This is a genomic window from Tepidicella baoligensis, assembly GCF_013432195.1.
GTDB lineage: Bacteria > Pseudomonadota > Gammaproteobacteria > Burkholderiales > Burkholderiaceae_C > Tepidicella > Tepidicella baoligensis.
The window spans coordinates 127,810-144,787 of the sequence record NZ_JACCDB010000007.1; the positions used below are offsets into that span (position 1 = coordinate 127,810).

Annotated in this window: 15 protein-coding genes and 2 pseudogenes; 7 read left to right on the forward strand and 10 right to left on the reverse strand. The window is 64.0% G+C overall.

The genetic code is table 11. From position 1 onward, the window contains the following. Positions 1-3 precede the first annotated feature (3 nt). The 10 genes from HZS63_RS09215 to HZS63_RS09260 all read right to left on the reverse strand — a co-directional run bounded on the left by HZS63_RS09215 (position 4) and on the right by HZS63_RS09260 (position 11,398). On the reverse strand, positions 4-1,770 hold the full coding sequence (locus HZS63_RS09215; RefSeq protein ID WP_180683740.1) for a GmrSD restriction endonuclease domain-containing protein: 1,767 nt from the start codon (positions 1,768-1,770) through the stop codon (positions 4-6). Further along, on the reverse strand, positions 1,767-2,261 hold the full coding sequence (locus tag HZS63_RS09220) for a DUF4411 family protein (RefSeq protein WP_180683741.1): 495 nt from the start codon (positions 2,259-2,261) through the stop codon (positions 1,767-1,769). The genes HZS63_RS09215 and HZS63_RS09220 overlap by 4 nt, the downstream gene beginning before the upstream one ends. Then, the gene (locus HZS63_RS09225) at positions 2,258-3,409 is read right to left on the reverse strand and encodes an ImmA/IrrE family metallo-endopeptidase (RefSeq protein WP_180683742.1); all 1,152 of its coding nucleotides are present in this window, start codon (positions 3,407-3,409) and stop codon (positions 2,258-2,260) included. The genes HZS63_RS09220 and HZS63_RS09225 overlap by 4 nt, the downstream gene beginning before the upstream one ends. Beyond that, a complete protein-coding gene (locus tag HZS63_RS09230; protein WP_180683743.1) occupies positions 3,406-4,338 on the reverse strand; it encodes a hypothetical protein in 933 nt (310 codons plus the stop codon). Before HZS63_RS09230 ends, HZS63_RS09225 begins: the two co-directional genes overlap by 4 nt. Next, on the reverse strand, positions 4,331-4,918 hold the full coding sequence (locus tag HZS63_RS09235; protein ID WP_246316267.1) for a DUF6932 family protein: 588 nt from the start codon (positions 4,916-4,918) through the stop codon (positions 4,331-4,333). Before HZS63_RS09235 ends, HZS63_RS09230 begins: the two co-directional genes overlap by 8 nt. Beyond that, positions 4,915-6,177 (reverse strand): restriction endonuclease subunit S, encoded by a 1,263-nt coding sequence (locus tag HZS63_RS09240; protein ID WP_180683744.1) that lies wholly within the window; start codon positions 6,175-6,177, stop codon positions 4,915-4,917. The genes HZS63_RS09235 and HZS63_RS09240 overlap by 4 nt, the downstream gene beginning before the upstream one ends. Further along, positions 6,167-7,741 (reverse strand): class I SAM-dependent DNA methyltransferase, encoded by a 1,575-nt coding sequence (locus tag HZS63_RS09245; RefSeq protein WP_180683745.1) that lies wholly within the window; start codon positions 7,739-7,741, stop codon positions 6,167-6,169. Before HZS63_RS09245 ends, HZS63_RS09240 begins: the two co-directional genes overlap by 11 nt. A 231-nt stretch (positions 7,742-7,972) precedes the next feature. Next, on the reverse strand, positions 7,973-8,668 hold the full coding sequence (locus HZS63_RS09250; RefSeq protein WP_343039975.1) for an RluA family pseudouridine synthase: 696 nt from the start codon (positions 8,666-8,668) through the stop codon (positions 7,973-7,975). Then, entirely contained in the window at positions 8,665-10,401 is a 1,737-nt protein-coding gene (gene recJ / locus HZS63_RS09255) for a single-stranded-DNA-specific exonuclease RecJ (protein WP_180683747.1), read from the reverse strand. The genes HZS63_RS09250 and recJ overlap by 4 nt, the downstream gene beginning before the upstream one ends. Before the next feature lie 4 nt (positions 10,402-10,405). Next, entirely contained in the window at positions 10,406-11,398 is a 993-nt protein-coding gene (locus HZS63_RS09260; protein WP_180683748.1) for a phosphoglycerate mutase, read from the reverse strand. 75 nt (positions 11,399-11,473) lie between these two features. Here HZS63_RS09260 and HZS63_RS09265 point away from each other — a divergent pair, with 75 nt between their 5' ends. The 7 genes and pseudogenes from HZS63_RS09265 to HZS63_RS09290 form a co-directional block, all read left to right on the forward strand. Next, on the forward strand, positions 11,474-12,730 hold the full coding sequence (locus HZS63_RS09265; protein ID WP_180683749.1) for a lipoprotein-releasing ABC transporter permease subunit: 1,257 nt from the start codon (positions 11,474-11,476) through the stop codon (positions 12,728-12,730). Then, on the forward strand, positions 12,723-13,421 hold the full coding sequence (locus HZS63_RS09270; RefSeq protein ID WP_180683750.1) for an ABC transporter ATP-binding protein: 699 nt from the start codon (positions 12,723-12,725) through the stop codon (positions 13,419-13,421). Before HZS63_RS09265 ends, HZS63_RS09270 begins: the two co-directional genes overlap by 8 nt. A gap of 123 nt (positions 13,422-13,544) precedes the next feature. Next, positions 13,545-13,946 (forward strand): ArsR/SmtB family transcription factor, encoded by a 402-nt coding sequence (locus HZS63_RS09275; RefSeq protein WP_180683751.1) that lies wholly within the window; start codon positions 13,545-13,547, stop codon positions 13,944-13,946. Positions 13,947-13,969: 23 nt separating this feature from the next. Further along, the gene (soxC, locus tag HZS63_RS09280; protein WP_180683752.1) at positions 13,970-15,322 is read left to right on the forward strand and encodes a sulfite dehydrogenase; all 1,353 of its coding nucleotides are present in this window, start codon (positions 13,970-13,972) and stop codon (positions 15,320-15,322) included. Continuing rightward, complete coding sequence (locus tag HZS63_RS09285; protein ID WP_180683753.1) at positions 15,322-16,413, forward strand: c-type cytochrome; 1,092 nt, start codon at positions 15,322-15,324, stop codon at positions 16,411-16,413. The genes soxC and HZS63_RS09285 overlap by 1 nt, the downstream gene beginning before the upstream one ends. Positions 16,414-16,589: 176 nt before the next feature. Next, positions 16,590-16,658, forward strand: a pseudogene (locus HZS63_RS14245) (c-type cytochrome); the annotation flags it as partial. A gap of 40 nt (positions 16,659-16,698) precedes the next feature. Next, positions 16,699-16,899, forward strand: a pseudogene (locus tag HZS63_RS09290) (c-type cytochrome); the annotation flags it as partial. Positions 16,900-16,978 lie beyond the last annotated feature (79 nt).

A 16,978-nucleotide genomic window follows, 5' to 3' on the forward strand; every position in this document is an offset into this window, starting at 1 on the left:
CACTCACCTCAGTGTCTCGAACCCACGCCGCACGATCTCGGCCATCAGCTTGCGGCGTGCAACCAGAAAATCGGAATACGGCATAAGCTCCCAGCCATCAGGCAAGGCGTGCAACTCATGCATGCGCTGCCACTCGTCGGCACTGAGCCGACTTCTGATCTGCGGCACGTAATCGGCAGGAGGATCATCGCTGATGTCGATGTTGTCCGGCCATTCGAGTAGTGCATAGTTAGCCATCTGGTTGATGACTTTGATGTCCTGCTCGCCCTGCTTCTGCAGCCAGGCACGCGGGAAAAGATGGTGGCGCTCCAATGCCTTCTTCTTGGTCTTCAGTGCCGGGTCCAGAAGGTCGCTCACCTTCTTGTGCGAAAACAGAACCGGTGCATTCAGACGGTTTTGCGCGGCTACATAGGCAAACAATTCCGGATTGCGCGCCGAGGAACTGTTCAGTGCCGCTGGCAATGTCGTGGCCCAGAAATCGCCAGTGAGCTGGTTCGCCATCAGATCATCGAGGATGGCTATGAACTGCGTCGCCTCGCTCACACCGCGCAGGCGATTGAGGTCACCATCCATCACCGATTCCGGCGAACTCGTATAGCGTCCTGTCAGGCTTGCGAAAAAGAACCACCGGCCGATCACCTTTTGCAATTGGTGTTCCGGCACCTTGCACTGGGTCCTGCCAATCAAATAAAACGCATACGCATAAAGCAGTGCGTTTTTCGACGAGATCATCTCGCCACTGCGAAAGCCCGCTCCCACCAGTGCGCTCAGAAACTGGTGCCAGCTCGTCAGATCCAGCACCTTTGCCTGGGCCTGACGCAATATCTCAAATTGGGCATCTCGTCGATCCGGCGAGAATTCGCCCGTGTCCAGGTCTTTGCCCCGTAAGACCTGATAGACGCTTTTCAGTCGGCCCCGGGAGAAGCCCAACGCGACGGAAACCCGTAGCATCTGGTCAGGATCGGGTTCAATGAAGTGGTTGAATGGCGACGCCGGGCCGCCGGGCGCCGGCGGCTGGCGCGAGCTGCGGCAGAACCGTTCCAGCTCAGCGCGGCCGGCATCCCAGAACACCGACAGCAGGGTCAGCAGGAAGTCGGCCTGATTGAGCTTCACGCCTTCGCTGTTGATGCGCACGAAGATGTCGGCCACCTGCTCCTCATCCACCGTCGCGGCGATTTCCAATGCCGTGAAGGGGTACTTCTGCAGATCGAACAGCCGGTCGAGGTTGTGGCTGATCTGCTCTTCCTCCTCTTCGGTCAGCTCGATCTTGGCGCTCAGCGTCTTCAAGAAGCCCTTGACCATCTTGAAGCTGGAAGCGCCGGAGGCCCACAGCTCCGAGATGTTGGGAATCCACTCGGGGTCGCGGCGGATCGCGGCGTCCGCCACCTCAAAGGCGCCGGTGCGCGGACAGAAGGCGATCTCGATCCTGCGCTCGCGGTAGTCCTCGTCCAGCACCCGCTTGCCGCGGAACACCGCGTACAGCGAAGTCAGCCGCTGCTGACCGTCCACGATCAGCCGCAACGGCGCACTGTGCACCTTGTCACCCACGCCGATCTGCTTGACGCCGTTGATCTGTGCGTTTTCCCAAAACAGGAAATAACCGACCGGAAAACCCCGATACATCGAATCGAACAGGTCACGCACCTTGGCGTTGGACCAGACGAAGGGGCGCTGGATGTCCGGCAGGCCGATGTCACCGATGTCGAGGTAATGCAGCAGGTCGGACAAGTTGTAGTCGACACGCTTGAAACAGGTTTTCATATCGCTCATGGTTTTTTTCCTAAAACAAACCGCGCGCGCTCCCGGCGCAGTATTTCGTAAGGGGTCATGAAGCGCAGATTCAGGCCGATGCAAGCATTCGGAATCTTGATGCGCTTGACCGAGTTGGCGGGCACTTCGTGGGCGACCACCACGTGGCCGTTTGCCAGGGCGTGAGCGATCAGGTAGTCGTCGGCCACCTGCAGGAAAGTGTTGATGGCTGCCGGTTCATACTGCTGTTGCGTGGCCCAGGTGCTCACCGCACCGAACTGCGCGGCCACCGCCGCACCGGTCTTCACGAACAGGCCGTTGCCGTGGTCACGCATCCAGTCGGTCAGCTCGTCCCCGCCTGCGGCGATTTCATCGGCCACTTTGTCGATGCTGAACACACGACCTGCGGCGTTGTTGTCGAGCAGCCATTGCCAGAAGGCCGGGCAGAAATCCAGCCCGTAGTGCAGGTTCTTGGCCTGGATGAACACGTTGGCATCGAGCAGGTAGGTCACAGCATCACCCCCAGCTCGCGCGCTGCTTCATAAAGGGTGGCGGTCTTGCGCACGCCCAGCATGCGGAAGGCATCCTGAAACAGGGTCTGGCCCTCCAGCGTGCTCGCCAGCACGGCGCGGGCAAAGCGCTTGCCGGTGCGCGCGCCCAAGGTGTGGTAGAAGTCGCCGCCACCGCTGCCTTCCCGATCCAGCCTGCGGATGCGTGCCAGCTCTTCGCGGTAGTGCCGCCACAAGGTAGGTTCGTCGATGAAACCCGCATCGAACAGGCGGCGCAGGGCGACCAGCGTGCTGACCTTGAAACTACGAGCCAGCCGCTGGATTTCATCCGCGACAGACATACCGCCCTGATAGTCCTGTCGCAGCAGGGCCAGCGGCATCAGAAACTCCGCCGCCACGGCGTTGCACCAGCGTTCGATGCCCGCTTCGGCCAGCCGCCCCGCCTCGGGGTCGGAAATACCGCTCTCGCCCAGCCACAGGTGCGCCAGCTCATGGGCCAGGGTGAACATCTGCGCCGCCTTGCTGTCGGCGCCGTTGATGAATACCAGCGGTGCCAGATCGTCCGCGAGCGCAAAACCGCGAAACTCCTCCACATCCAGCTTGCGGTGGCTGTTGCTGCCGACCACACCGCTGGCCATCACCAGCACGCCCGCATCCTCGGCCTTGCCGATCAGCTGGTGCAGGGCAGCGGTCCAGGTGGGGCTTTGCTGCTGCTCGGCCATGTTGTGCGCCAGAGTTTGCCGCATCGCTTCGGCGACCTCCTGAGGCGAGTCCTGGACACTCGCGGTACCGATGAAATCCAAAGTAGGCAACGCGTGCACGCGAGCGTAGTCGCGAAACCAGTCCTGCCGTTGCTGGCACAGGTAGAGGGTGTCGAGCAGACTGGAGCTGGGGCGGCTGAGGTTGCGATCCGCCAGGGTGCGGAAATCGGGAATCGGCAGCGGTTCATCTGGCGGCGCAGGCAGGAAGAGGTAGCCCACCGCCACATGCACCGCACGGGCGAAATCTTCCAGTTGGCGGAGGGTGGGTTGCCGTTCTCCGGCCTCCCACTCGCCGAGTTTGGGAAAGCGCCCCGCCAGCGCGAGCGTATCCAGCCCGGCGCGCTCGCGCGCCCAGGTCAGCAGCTCGGGGTTGACGGGGATGCGGGTCATGAACTCCTCTCATGCAGGTCATCCAAGTGCAGGTCATCTAAGGTCATCAGGGTGAATCGCGGCCGCCCCTGGCCTACCTGTATGACGTTGAGTTTGACGGTAACCGGCTTATGCAGCCATTCCCGGTTGAGTACGTCTGGATCATCAATCGCCAGATCAATCTTGCCCCGGATCAGCTCCGCCTGATCTGCAAGCCGAAACTCGAAGGTCCTGGCCGCAGGCAGAACGCCCTGAAATTCGCCGCGATAGGTTTCTTGCGTCTCCTGAATGTTCTCGTCCTTAAGTCGTTCGCATGATGCCTTGATCTGCTCAAAGTCGGCGTAGCGGAAGAACCGGTCACCAAACTCAAGTCCGCACCATGCCTGCTGTTGCACTAGCAACTCGAGGAAGTCACGTACCTTCTTGACAGCACGCGGGTGCACCTCTTCGACCACTTCCGCCACCTCGTCGTCACTGCCTTCGGCCGTTAGCCTGAACAGCGCTTCGATCTTGGCCATCGCCTGTTGTGCCTTTTCCACTTCGGGGAAGAGTGAGGGCTCCGCTGCGGGCAGCTCAAATTCAAAGCCGAACGAACCGATGGCGGTACCCGTGATCAGCAACTGGTTTTTGTCCCGGTTCGGTATCGGGCCCATGTAGCGCAGCCCCTCGCTCAACCCCGCTGCGATGGCGGCGAAGGCATCGGAAAAGGCACCAGCGGCCTTGCCGCCAAAATCGGCAGCGATGCCATGGCTGCCAAACACCGGCTTGCCGCGAAAGGTCAGCCGTGCTTTCGGCGCGACCTGCTGGGGCAAACCTGCCAAAGCGGCCTTGACCGAAACCAAGCGCGTTTCCAAGCTCATGCGATCAATGACACGATCCTCGGACATGCCTGCCAGCAACCGTTCGATTTCGTGAGCTTCGGAGGCAAGAGAAAGGTATTTGTCATGCATGGGACGCTCCTCCGGACAGGGTCAAGACGGCTCGGGCATCGTCATCTTGTGATGGATCGAGATCCACCTGAACAAATCCCTTCCACAATCCTTCCCGCCGATGAGACCACATGCTGTACCAATAAGAAATTTCTTGAACGAACGCGGCATTGAGTGGGTCGCCAAGCATCATGAAATAGGCATCAATGTTGTAGCTGGTCTTGATACGTGGATGGTTGAACTTGTCGGCATGCTTCTGGAGTAGCGCGCGTTGGTCAAGGCCGGAAGGCAGTTCATAGAACGTCACGACGTCCATATCGCGCGGCGGCCGCCCTTCGAGTGCTTCGACCTGCTCGAGGAAGCTGCCGTCCAGCCACTGAAAGCCGGACGTGATGCCGGCCACATGCAGATCGGCGCGAAACCGCAGCAGGCCGTCGAGTATGGCCATGCGTTCCGGCGACGTGGCAAAGCGATCAAACAGCACGGCCAGATCAACCACGTAGGGCGAACGATCCGGGGTGCTCCCAGGCATATTGGGCCGAATCGGCGGCAACACCCCTGCGCTGTTCCAGGCCGGGATACCGGCGGTGTTCGACATCATGACAGCCTCTCTAGTTGACTTACCGCTTGGGCCTCTGCGCGCTCCATGTACTTCTCCGCTTCCGCGATGCGCAGCTCGCCGGAGATCAGTTTGGGTAGCAGGGTGTCGCGGAGTTGGGCGAGGTTTCGGGATTCGAGTTCGTTTTGAATTGTCTGCTCGACAAGGGGCGCCATCACTATGCCCATTCTTCCCACGACATCATCTGGGGGACAAATTGTCATCGCGGCCTTCAGGTGGCCGCGCTGGATGTGTCCCATGGTCGTGGCCTTTGATGCGGCGATGGCTTGAAATTCTTCGAGGTGGTGATGTACCCAATGGCTAACAAACCACATGGGGTAGTGCTCGGAAGTGACCTTGAACAGGTGCTGGTTGAGCGCTCCTTCTCCTTCGGTCCAGAACTTTGCCAGCAGGCTACCGGACCAGGAAAACAGGAAATCGCCATCCTTGATTATGTATTTGGCCGGCACCTCACGCGACGCGCGATCACTCTTGGCGCTGACGCCATTGCGAAGTTCGGCGATCTTGATCACTGGGAGGCTGTCGTCAGGATCGGTCGCCGGGAATTTTTGCAGGGCAAGGCCATTGAGAAAGTCTGCGATCTCATCGAGCGGCCGTTCACTCCACCCCTCCGGCTTGCCCTCGTCGTCGAGGCGGTCGGGGAAGAGCTGCCAGAGGTCGGCGGGGAGGTAGGGTTCTTGGCCTTCCATCTTGGCGCGGACGGGGCCGAAGTCGACGAACCAGTCCTTGAACAGGGCGCGGGCCATGGCCTCCAGGGTCTGGTTGCGGCGGCGGTTGAGTTCGATCTTGTCGTCCAGCGTGCCGAGGATGTGGGCAATGGCGCGTTGTTCGGGCAGGCAGGGATGCAACAGCTCGATTCGATTGAGATTGCCTTGCGTCAACTTTGGCATCACAGCGCCGGTCAGATACCCGCTTATGTCCGTGTTCTGTAGCGCGTACATGAGGAATCGTGTGTCAGCCTTATCGTTCCCCGTAACGACATGGGCGTGGTTGTTGACCCAGAATTTCCCTTTTGCCATGAAAGCAATGGGTGTCTGTCTCGTTCGGAGATTTTCTCCATCCTCTGCAATCAGCAGGTATTCGCCGTCGAACAAATAGCCATCAACATGGTCGACGACGCCCGATGCGCCGTAGTACGGATATGGGCCGGTACGACGATCCGACTCCTTAACGGGCTTCCGCCTGCCATCGAAGTTGGTCGTCAGCTCACCGAGATCGCTGATTGTCCACTCACCCACCATACCCAAGCCCCCTCAAGTTGGCCTCGATCACCGCATCCAGCCGCGCCGCTTCCCGCTGCTGCTCGCGCCACTGCGCGCTGAGCCGTTGCATCTTCTCCTCGAACGGCTCGCCGTCATCCTCGGCGGCTTCGGCGCCGACGTAGCGGCCGGGGGTGAGCACATGGCCGTGCCTGCGGATTTCCTCCAGCGTGGCGGCCTTGCAGAAGCCGGGGATGTCTTCGTACTGGCCGGCTGCTTTCTCGCCCCGCCACGCATGGTAGGTATTGGCGATCTTCTGGATGTCGGCGTCCGTGAGTTCGCGCCGGGTGCGGTCCACCAGGGTGCCCAGGTTGCGGGCGTCGATGAACAGCACTTCGCCGCGCCGGTCGCGCAGGTGTGCCTTGCCGGCGTGGCCATTGGACTTGTCGCGGGCCAGGAACCACAGGCAGGCGGGGATCTGGGTGGAGTAGAACAGCTGGCCGGGCAGGGCGACCATGCAGTCCACGGCGTCGGCCTCGACCATGGCGCGGCGGATGTCGCCTTCGCCGCTCTGGTTGGAGCTCATGGAGCCGTTGGCCAGCACCACGCCGGCGGTGCCGAAGGGCGCGAGGTGCCAGTAGATATGCTGCAGCCAGGCGTAGTTGGCGTTGCCCACCGGCGGCACGCCGAACTGCCAGCGCGGGTCCTCGCGCAGGCGCTCGCCGCCCCAGTCGGAGATGTTGAAGGGCGGGTTGGCGAGGATGAAGTCGAAGCGCAGGTCGCGCAGTTCGTCCTTGTGGAAGCTGCCTTCGTTGTTCCAGCGGATGTCGGCGTCGATGCCGCGCACGGCGAGGTTCATCTTGGCCAGGCGCCAGGTGGTGTAGTTGCTTTCCTGGCCGTAGATGGCGATGTCGCCGAGGCGGCCGCCGTGTTCGAGCACGAACTTCTCGCTCTGCACGAACATGCCGCCGCTGCCGCAGCAGGGGTCGTAGACGCGGCCGGAGTAGGGCTCGAGCATTTCCACCAGCACCCGCACCACCGAGCGCGGGGTGTAGAACTCGCCGCCGCGCTTGCCTTCGGCACCGGCGAACTGGCTCAAGAAGTATTCGTAGACCCGGCCGAGCACGTCCCTGGACGTGTCGCCGCCCTCGTTCAGGGCGATGCCGGAGATCAGGTCGATCAGCTCGCCCAGCATCACCTTGTTGAGCGCGGGGCGGGCGTAGTCCTTGGGCAGCACGCCCTTGAGGGATTCGTTGTCCTTTTCGATGGCGCGCATGGCGTCGTCGATCAGGGTGCCGATCTCGGGGCGCTTGGCGTTGGCCTTCAGGTGCGACCAGCGCGCGTCCTTCGGCACCCAGAACACGTTGTCGGCCAGGTATTCGTCCCGGTCCTCGGCGGCTTGCGGGTCCTCGGCCAGCAGTTCGGCATGGCGGGCCTCGAAGGCGTCGGAGATGTATTTGAGGAAGATCAGGCCCAGGGCGACGTGCTTGTAGTCGCTGGGCTCCATGTTGCCGCGCAGCTTGTCGGCGGCCTTGAAGAGTTCGGCTTCGAAGCCCAGTTGTGGGTTGGGGTTGCCGCGGTTGTTCTTGCCTTTGCCCTTGGCCATGAGCTACCCTCTATTTTTCGTCTTCCAACCTATCGGCATTATGCCGCCAGTTCTTGTCCAGCCTGACGCCTGATCCAGTCACTCAGAAATTGGTGTGGCGAAGGAAGCGTAGCCGAGTGTGGAATGCCTGCGCCTGCGGTTGTAGAACGGCGTTTGCTCTCGTTGCGTAGCGGTGCCATGCACCCGCTCATTCGTAGTACGAACCAAGCGATTGCAACCAGCAAAATGGTTTCAGAATGGAGCGGGCAGATGAAAATCCATGGCCTTGCCGTTGACGGGATGCGCAAACGCCAGTTGGCAGGCGTGCAGCATCAGCCGTGGACTGGCCTGTGCGATGGTGTGTGGGGCGTACAGCTCATCGCCCAGGATCGGATGGCCGATGGCCATCAAATGAACGCGCAATTGGTGAGAGCGGCCGGTGATGGGCCGCAATCGCAGGCGGCTGCAAACGGTCGGGGCATTGGCCGCCCCCCTGTCCAGCACCTCGATCGTGGTCCACAAGGTGTGGCTGGGTTTGCCGCCTTGGAACGTCACGTGGCTGCGGGGGCGATTCGGCCAATCCACCCGCAAGGGGAGCCGAATCGAGGCCCATTTCTTGGTTGGGCTGGTGGCAGGAATGCCTGCCACCAGCGCCTCGTAGGTTTTGTGGACCGTGCGTTGCGCAAACCGTTGGTTCAAGGCGGCCTGCATTTCGGCTCCGCGAGCCATCACCACCAGGCCGGAGGTGCCCATGTCCAGGCGATGCACGATCCGTGCCTCCGGGTACAGCCGTTGTACCCGGGTGCTCAGGCAATCGGCGTTTTCGGGGCCGCGTCCGGGTACCGAAAGCAGACCGGCGGGCTTGTCGAGCACCAGCAAGGCGTCGTCGGCATACAGGACGGTCACGTCGGCAGCCGGTGGCTGGATCGGCGTGGATGGCGCATTCACCACTCGGCTCCCTCCACCAGAAACCGCACGCGGCGCTGGCCCTGCCACTCGTCGGCGTCGAGCCGGAAGGCGAGTTTCACCCGGTTCGGCAGCGGATCGGTGTGGCCGAACCAGATGCCATCGACCACCTCACCGCCGTGGCGCACTTTCAGTTGCAGGTGTTTCTGCCCCACCAGTCGCTGGGAGACGATGTCCAGCTCCTCACAGAACACGGGCGGCGCGAAACCTTGCCCCCAGACCTGCTGGTGCAGGGTGTCGATCAGGTCCACGCGGCGGTATTGCGGGTCGAGCGCGCCGTCGGCTTCCAGGCGGCGCTGCAGCGTGGCGTCGTCGAGCCACTCGGCGGCGATCTGCTGGAAGGCCTGATCGAAGGTGTCGAGGTGTTCTTCGGCAATGGTGCAGCCGGCCGCCGCCGCATGGCCGCCGAAGCGCAGCAACACGCCGGGGTGGCGCTTGGCGATCAGGTCCAGCGCGTCGCGCAGGTGAAAGCCGGGGATGGAGCGCCCGGAGCCCTTGAGTTCGTGTTCCTTGCCCGGGGCCTGGCTCGCGGCAAACACGAAGGTGGGGCGGTAGAGCTTGTCCTTGAGCCGCGCGGCCACGATGCCGATGACGCCTTCGTGGAAGTCGGGGTCGAACAGGCACAGCGCGGTGGGTGGGGTGTCGGCCTCGTCCCACAGGGCTTCGGCCAGTTGCATCGCTTGCTCGCGCATGTCGCCTTCCAGCGTTTTGCGTTCGCGGTTGATGGTGTCGAGCTGCTGGGCCAGTTCGGCGGCGCGCACCGGGTCGTCGGTGCTCAGGCATTCGATGCCCAGGGTCATGTCGCGCAGGCGCCCGGCGGCGTTGAGCCGCGGCCCGAGCGCAAAGCCGAGGTCGAAGCTGCTGGCCTGCAGCGGGTGGCGGCCGGCCACCTGGAACAGGGCGGTCATGCCCGGGGGCATTTGACCGCTGCGGATGCGCCTGAGGCCCTGCGCCACCAGGCGGCGGTTGTGGGTGTCGAGCTTGACCACGTCGGCCACCGTGCCGAGTGCCACCAGGGGCAGCAGGGTGTCGATGCGCGGCTGGGTCTGGGCCGTGAACACGCCCCGGGCGCGCAGTTCCGCCCGCAGCGCCAGCAGCACGTAGAACATCACACCCACGCCCGCAATGGATTTGCTTTCGAAAGCGCAGCCGGGCTGATTGGGGTTGACGATGACGCAGTCTTGCGGCAGCGTGACCTCTCCATTGACCACGGCAGGCAGGTGGTGGTCGGTCACGAGCACCTGCAGGCCGAGCGAGCGGGCATGGGCCACGCCGTCCACGCTCGCGATGCCGTTGTCCACCGTGACCAGCACATCGGCCCCGCGCGCCTTCACGCGCTCGGCAATGGCTGGCGTGAGGCCGTAGCCGTCGGTCACGCGGTCGGGCACCAGGTAGTCCACGGCGGCCCAGCCGAGCGGCGCACCGAGTAGGCGCAGACCGCGCAGGCCGGTGGCGCAGGCGGTGGCGCCGTCGCAGTCGTAGTCGGCCACGATGCAGATGCGCTGTCCTGCCTGCAGGGCGTCGGCCAGCAGTCGGGCGGCAGATGTGGCCCCGAGCATGTGTTCGGGGGGCTGCAGGCGTGCCAGGTTGTCGTCGAGTTCGTCGGCGCTGCGCACGCCCCGGGCGGCATACAGGCGAGCCAGCAGGGGATGTATGCCCGCTTGTTCCAGCGCCCAGACGATGCGCGGTGGGGCATCTCGATGGATGATTTTCATGGGTTCACAGTGAAGCGAGGATGTCACGCACCGAAGCACGGGGCGGGCGGCGTGGCAGGATCCGGCGTAGGGCCTGCCGCCAGCCACCGCGGCTGGAGGCGTTGTCTGATGGTGGCTGGGTGTGCCAGGTTTGGTAGTGGCGCTCGCCGCAGAGGGTCAGGGAGCGCGGGGTGGCCGGCATGGCTGGCTCCAGCCAAGGGGCAATCACGTCGCGGTCCAGGGCGCGCCACGCCGCGGCCCAGGCGCCCCAGTCTCCTTGCAGGACGGCTTCCCGCAGGGTGTCGTTCACCCGTGGCGGTGGAGGGGCCGTGGCGGCTTCCCGGTCGCTGAGCCAGCCGCTGCCGCTGATCCACAGGCCATTGACTGCGGGCAGGCCGCGAGCCGCGCGCGCGTCATTGACCGGGTGGGTGTAGAACAGCATCTGCGCTTCGTTGAGCAGGCGCAGCAAGGGGCGAACGGCAGGCGTGACGGTGGCGTTCGGCAGCCAGCCGTCGAGCCGTCGGTGGGCGACCCGGTCCAGGCTGGGCCAGGGCAGGTCGCGGAACACCTCGCCTTCGGCGCGCCAGCGGGTGGGCTGTTCGGGCACCAGGGTCAGGCCGTCTTCCTCGGCCAGTGGACGCAGGGCATCCCACAAGCGGCAGGCTTCTTCCTCGGTGAGGGTGCTCGGGGGTACGGGTTGCAGGCTCACCTGTTCCATGCCCACCGTCCAGTGGCACAGGTGGAACCAGGCGCATGGGCGGTTCACGACGCCCGCATGCCAGGCCGCCAGGGGCAGGGTGCCATCGCGCCGGGGTGCCCAGCCCAAGGCAGAGGCGAGCGCCTGCTCGTGTGGGGTGTTGTATCGGTGGATGTCGCCTCGTACCGGGCCGGTGGTGTACCACCGTTGCAGCACCGCGCCCAGTGCGGGCAGCTCCAGCGTGTCCGGTGCGGCACGGCAGGCGTCGTCGGCGGCGGCAAATGGCACGAGCAGGTGGTCGGGGCTGGAACGGTCGGGCATGAGGGGCTGTTGCGGTCGAAGCCAAACCATGATTGTCGGGGATGCCACAATTCACGCTGGCGAATGCGAAGAACCATGCAGATTCCCTACGAGATCCTCCTGGGCTGGCGCTACACGCGCGGCGGCCGGGGCACCCGGCGCAACGGCTTCATCTCCTTCATCAGCGGCGTGTCCATGCTGGGCATTGCGCTGGGAGTGGCCGCGCTCATCATCGTGCTGAGCGTGATGAACGGCTTCCAGAAGGAGGTGCGTGACCGCATGTTGGGGGTGCTGTCGCACATCGAGGTGTTGGCGCCGGGCGGCGAGGCCATCCCCGATGTGGACCGGACTTTACGTGAAGTGCGCGCCCACCCCGAGGTGCGAGGTGTGGCACCGTTCATCGCGGCGCAAGGGCTGCTGGCGCGCGGCGAGGACATGAAGGGCGCGCTGATCCGGGGCATCGACCCCGCTTTGGAGCCCGAGGTGACCGACCTCGCCGCAGACCAGGCCCAGGCGGCGCTGGCCCGGCTGGCACCCGGGCAGTACGGCGTGGTGCTGGGCGCGGCGCTGGCCCGCAGCCTGGGCGTGACCACGGGCGATGCCGTCACGCTGATCGCCCCGAGCGGGCAGCTCACCCCGGCAGGGGTGGTGCCGCGCCTGCGCCAGATGACGGTCGTGGGCCTGTTCGACTCCGGCCATTACGAATACGACTCCGCGCTCGCCTTCGTGCATCTGGACGACGCGGCGCGCATCTTCCGGCTCGAAGGGCCGAGCGGCGTGCGCCTGAAAATCCGCGATCTGCATCAGGCGCGCGAGGTGGCTCTGCAGCTCGCCGCCACGTTGAGCGGCGACCTGCTCATCCGCGACTGGACGCGCCAGAACCGCACCTGGTTTGCGGCCGTTCAACTCGAAAAGCGCATGATGTTCATCATCCTCACCCTCATCGTGGCGGTGGCGGCGTTCAACCTCGTCTCCACACTGGTGATGACGGTGACCGACAAGCGGGCCGACATCGCCATTCTGCGCACGCTGGGGGCCAGCCCTGGCAGCATCATGGCCGTGTTCGTGGTGCAGGGAGCGATGGTGGGCGTGATCGGCACCGGGGTCGGCCTGTTGCTGGGCCTGGGGGTGGCTTTCCATATCGACACCTTGGTACCTGCGCTGGAAAGCCTGCTCGGCGCCAGCTTCCTGCCGCAGGACATCTACCTCATCAGCCGCATGCCCAGCGACCCCCAGCGCGCCGACATCGTCCCCATCGGGCTGATCTCCCTGGCCCTGGCCTTCGTTGCCACCCTGTACCCGAGCTGGCGCGCCAGCCGCGTCAACCCCGCGGAGGCCCTGCGCTATGAATGAGCCGTTGCGGCCAGGCGAGGCGGTGCTGCGCGCGACCGGGCTGGTCAAGCGTTTTCAGGAAGGGCGGCTGGATGTGACCGTGCTGCGCGGGGTGGACTTGTGCGTGCAAGCGGGCGAGACGCTGGCCATCGTCGGGGCGTCGGGGTCGGGCAAGAGCACGCTGTTGCATCTGCTTGGGGGGCTGGATGCGCCGACCAGCGGTCGTGTGGAGCTGTGTGGCACCCCATGGGATGGGTTGGGTGCTGCCCGGCAGGGCGTGTTGCGCAACCGGCACCTGGGTTTCGTCTATCAGTTCCACCATCTGCTGCCGGAATTTAGCGCCCGCGACAACGTGGCCATGCCGTTGTGGATCCGGCGGGCGCCGCGCGATCAGGCCGCTGTGCAGGCCGCCGAATGGCTGGGCAAGGTGGGCCTGGCCGAGCGACTGCACCACCGTCCGGCCGAGCTTTCCGGGGGTGAGCGCCAGCGCGTGGCCATCGCCCGTGCCTTGGTGACTCGACCCGCCTGCGTGCTGGCCGACGAGCCCACCGGCAACCTCGATCGTGCCTCGGCCGAGACCGTGTTTGCCCTCATGCTCGCGTTGGCGCGGGAGCAGGGCACAGCGTTCGTGGTCGTGACCCACGATGCCGAACTCGCCACTCGCTGCGACCGGGTGTTGCACATGCGCGACGGCTGCCTGAACCCGACTTGACCCCGCGGTGCTCGCCCGCACGGGGCGCAGCCAGAGGAGCCGTTGGCTTGCACTCGTCAGGAAAGCGTGGGATTCAGGGTTTACACTAATCAATATATTAGCAATCAATCATATAGTTTAGGAATGACGGCCCGACCCCTGGATGACCCCGATCACACGAACGCCTTGCAGCAGGTGTTTGAGGTCGTGGCGCGACATTTCGGGGTTTTGGCCGAGCCGACCCGGCTGCGCATCCTGCATGTGCTCTGCCAGGAAGAGAAGTGCGTCAACGACATCATCAAAGCCACGGGCATGGCGCAGGCCAACGTCTCGCGGCATCTGGGGTTGATGTACCAAGCAGGCATGCTGTTGCGGCGGCGTGAGGGCACGCAGGTGTTCTATCGCGTCGCCGACCACGTGTTGGTGGAGCTGTGTCGCAGCGTTCTGGTGCAGGTGGTGTCGGGCATGGACGAACTGACCCGCGCCCGTAGCCGCGCAACCGATTTTTCCCCGATGGGCCTGGCCGGACCCGTCGGCCAGGATTGAACGGCCACAAAAGGAACCAGCAAGTGTCTAGAGACCTGAGCGAAGTCATCGGGCGCGTATTGCCAGCGCCCGAGAACCACTTGAGCCCAGAGCGGCTCGAGCAGGCGCGCAAGGCGCGCCGCAGCTTCATGGGCAAGGCCCTGGCCATGGGCGCCGGTGCCATGGCGGCAACCGCCACGGCCAGCCGTGCGCTGGCAGCGGAGGGCGAGGATGCGATCCTCAACCTGCCCGAGCACACCACCGGGCTGGGTCAGCCGGTGGCTGCCCTTGGTTATGGCCAGCCGAGCAAGTGGGAGGCGAACCTGCAACGCCGTGAGAGCCCGGGCCTGACCCGGGTGTCGCAGGCGTCGGTGAGCTTCACCCCGTTGCAGGGCTTGTTTGGCATCATCACACCCAGTGGCCTGCACTTCGAGCGCCACCATCAGGGCTGGTGGGACATCGACCCCTCCAAGCACCGGCTCATGGTTCACGGCGAGGAGGGCATGATCAAGCGCCCGCGCGTGTTCACCATGGACGACCTGATGCGCTTGCCCAGCGTCTCGCGCATCCATTTCATCGAATGCGGTGCCAACTCCGCTCCGGAATGGGGCAACGTGGCGCTGCCCTCCGTGCAGTACACCCACGGCATGCTGAGCTGTTCCGAGTTCACCGGGGTGCTGCTGTCCACCTTGTTGGAGATGTGCGGCATCGACCGCAAGAAGGCGAAGTACGTCCTGGCCGAAGGCGCCGACGGCTCCTCCATGACGCGCACGATTTCCATCGAACAGGCCATGGACGATGTCATCGTGGCCTGGGGCATGAACGGGGAGATGTTGCGGCCGGAAAACGGTTATCCGCTGCGTCTGGTCGTGCCGGGTGTCCAGGGGGTGAGTTGGGTCAAGTACCTGCGCCGTATCAAGGTGGGTGACATGAAGTGGGCCACCAAGGATGAGGCCATCCACTACATCGACCTCATGCCTGATGGCACGCACCGCCAATACACCGGCATCCAGGAGTGCAAGTCGGTCATCACCACGCCTTCGGGCGGGCAGATGCTGCTGGACCGCGGCTATTACAACGTCACTGGCCTGGCCTGGTCGGGCCGCGGCACCATCAAGCGCGTCGATGTCAGCGTAGATGGGGGCCGCAACTGGCGCACCGCGCGTCTGGAGGGCCCCATTCTGCCCAAGGCGCTGACGCGCTTCAACATCGACTGGGTGTGGGACGGCAAACCCGCCATTCTGCAAAGCCGTGCCATCGACAGCACCGGCTATGTCCAGCCCAAGATCAATCAGCTTCGCGCGGTGCGTGGCACCCGTTCCATCTATCACCAGAACGCGATCCAGAGCTGGCTGGTATCGGAAAACGGCGAAGTCTCCAACGTGCAGGTGTACTGATGAAAAACAAGTTCCAGAAAACCCTACAGGTGCTGGCCCTGATGGCCGTGCTGGCCGGATTTGGGTCTGGGTTGGCCCATGCCCAGGCACAAAAGCCTTGGCACGACATCGGGCGCGAGGCCAAGCCAGCCGAGATCAAGGCCTGGGACATCGATGTGCGTCCGGACTTCAAGGGTCTGCCCAAGGGCTCTGGCTCCGTGTCGCTGGGCGAGCAGGTGTGGGAAGCGCAGTGTGCGTCCTGCCACGGCGTGTTCGGTGAATCCAACGAGGTGTTCACCCCCATCGTCGGTGGCACCACCAAGGAAGACATCCAGCGTGGCCGCGTGAAGAACCTGGAGGAGGGCTCCACCTATCCGCAAAGGACCACGATGATGAAGGTCGCCACGGTGTCCACCTTGTGGGACTACATCAACCGGGCCATGCCTTGGAATGCACCGAAGAGCCTGAAGGTGGAAGAGGTCTATGGCGTCCTTGCCTACATCCTCCACTTGGCCGACGTGGTGCCCGGCGACTTCGTGCTCAGCGACCAGAACATCGCCGAGGTGCAAAAGCGCATGCCCAATCGCAACGGCATGGTGTTCTACGAGCCGCTGTGGCGTGTCGACGGCAAGGGCGACGTGCAAAACGTCGCATGCATGAAGGACTGCCCGGTCGAGGTGTCGATCCGCTCCTCACTGCCAGAGTTTGCCCGCGACGCCCATGGCAACATCCGTGAGCAGAACCGCATCATCGGGCCCGTCCGCGGGGCGGACACCACCAAGCCGCCGCCCAGCGAGCCCCTGACGCAGCGCATCACGGTGGAGGCCGTGGTCGTGGCTCAGGCCAGTCCGGCGGCCAACGACCCCAAAGCGCTGCTGAACACGAACTCGTGCACCGCCTGCCATGGCATCAACCATAAAATCGTCGGTCCCGGCTTCAACGACATCGCAGCCAAGAACAAAGACCGCGCCAACGCTGTGGCCTATTTGATCGACAAGATCAAGAACGGCGGCTCGGGCGTGTATGGTGCCATTCCCATGCCGGCCCAACCCCAGGTCAGCGACGCGGATGCGAAGGCGATCGCCGACTGGATCGTTGCCGGTGCCAAGTGAGTTTTTTTCCCATCAGGAGTTGTTACCCCATGACATCGAACAAAACCCTGTTCACTCTCGTTGCTGGCTTGAGCCTGTTGGCCGCTGGTACAGCCCAGGCCAGCGTCGATGGCGCCGCTGCCACTGCTCTGGCGCAAAAGAGCGCCTGCATGGCCTGCCATGCCGTCGATCGCAAAATGGTGGGGCCGTCATACAAAGACGTCGCTGCCAAGTACAAGGGCATGGAGGTGGACAAACTGGCCGCTTCCATCAAGGCCGGCGGTTCCGGCAAATGGGGCCCCGTNCGATCGCAAAATGGTGGGGCCGTCATACAAAGACGTCGCTGCCAAGTACAAGGGCATGGAGGTGGACAAACTGGCCGCTTCCATCAAGGCCGGCGGTTCCGGCAAATGGGGCCCCGTGCCCATGCCCGCCCAGGCCAACCTGAAAGACGAAGACGCCAAGACGCTGGCCGCCTGGATCCTCGCGGGCGCTCCCGCCAAATGATCTTGGGCGGTTTTTTCCGACCCTCTTATCCAAATAGGAGAACCTCATGAACCAGAAACGCCGAACCGTACTGAAGAGC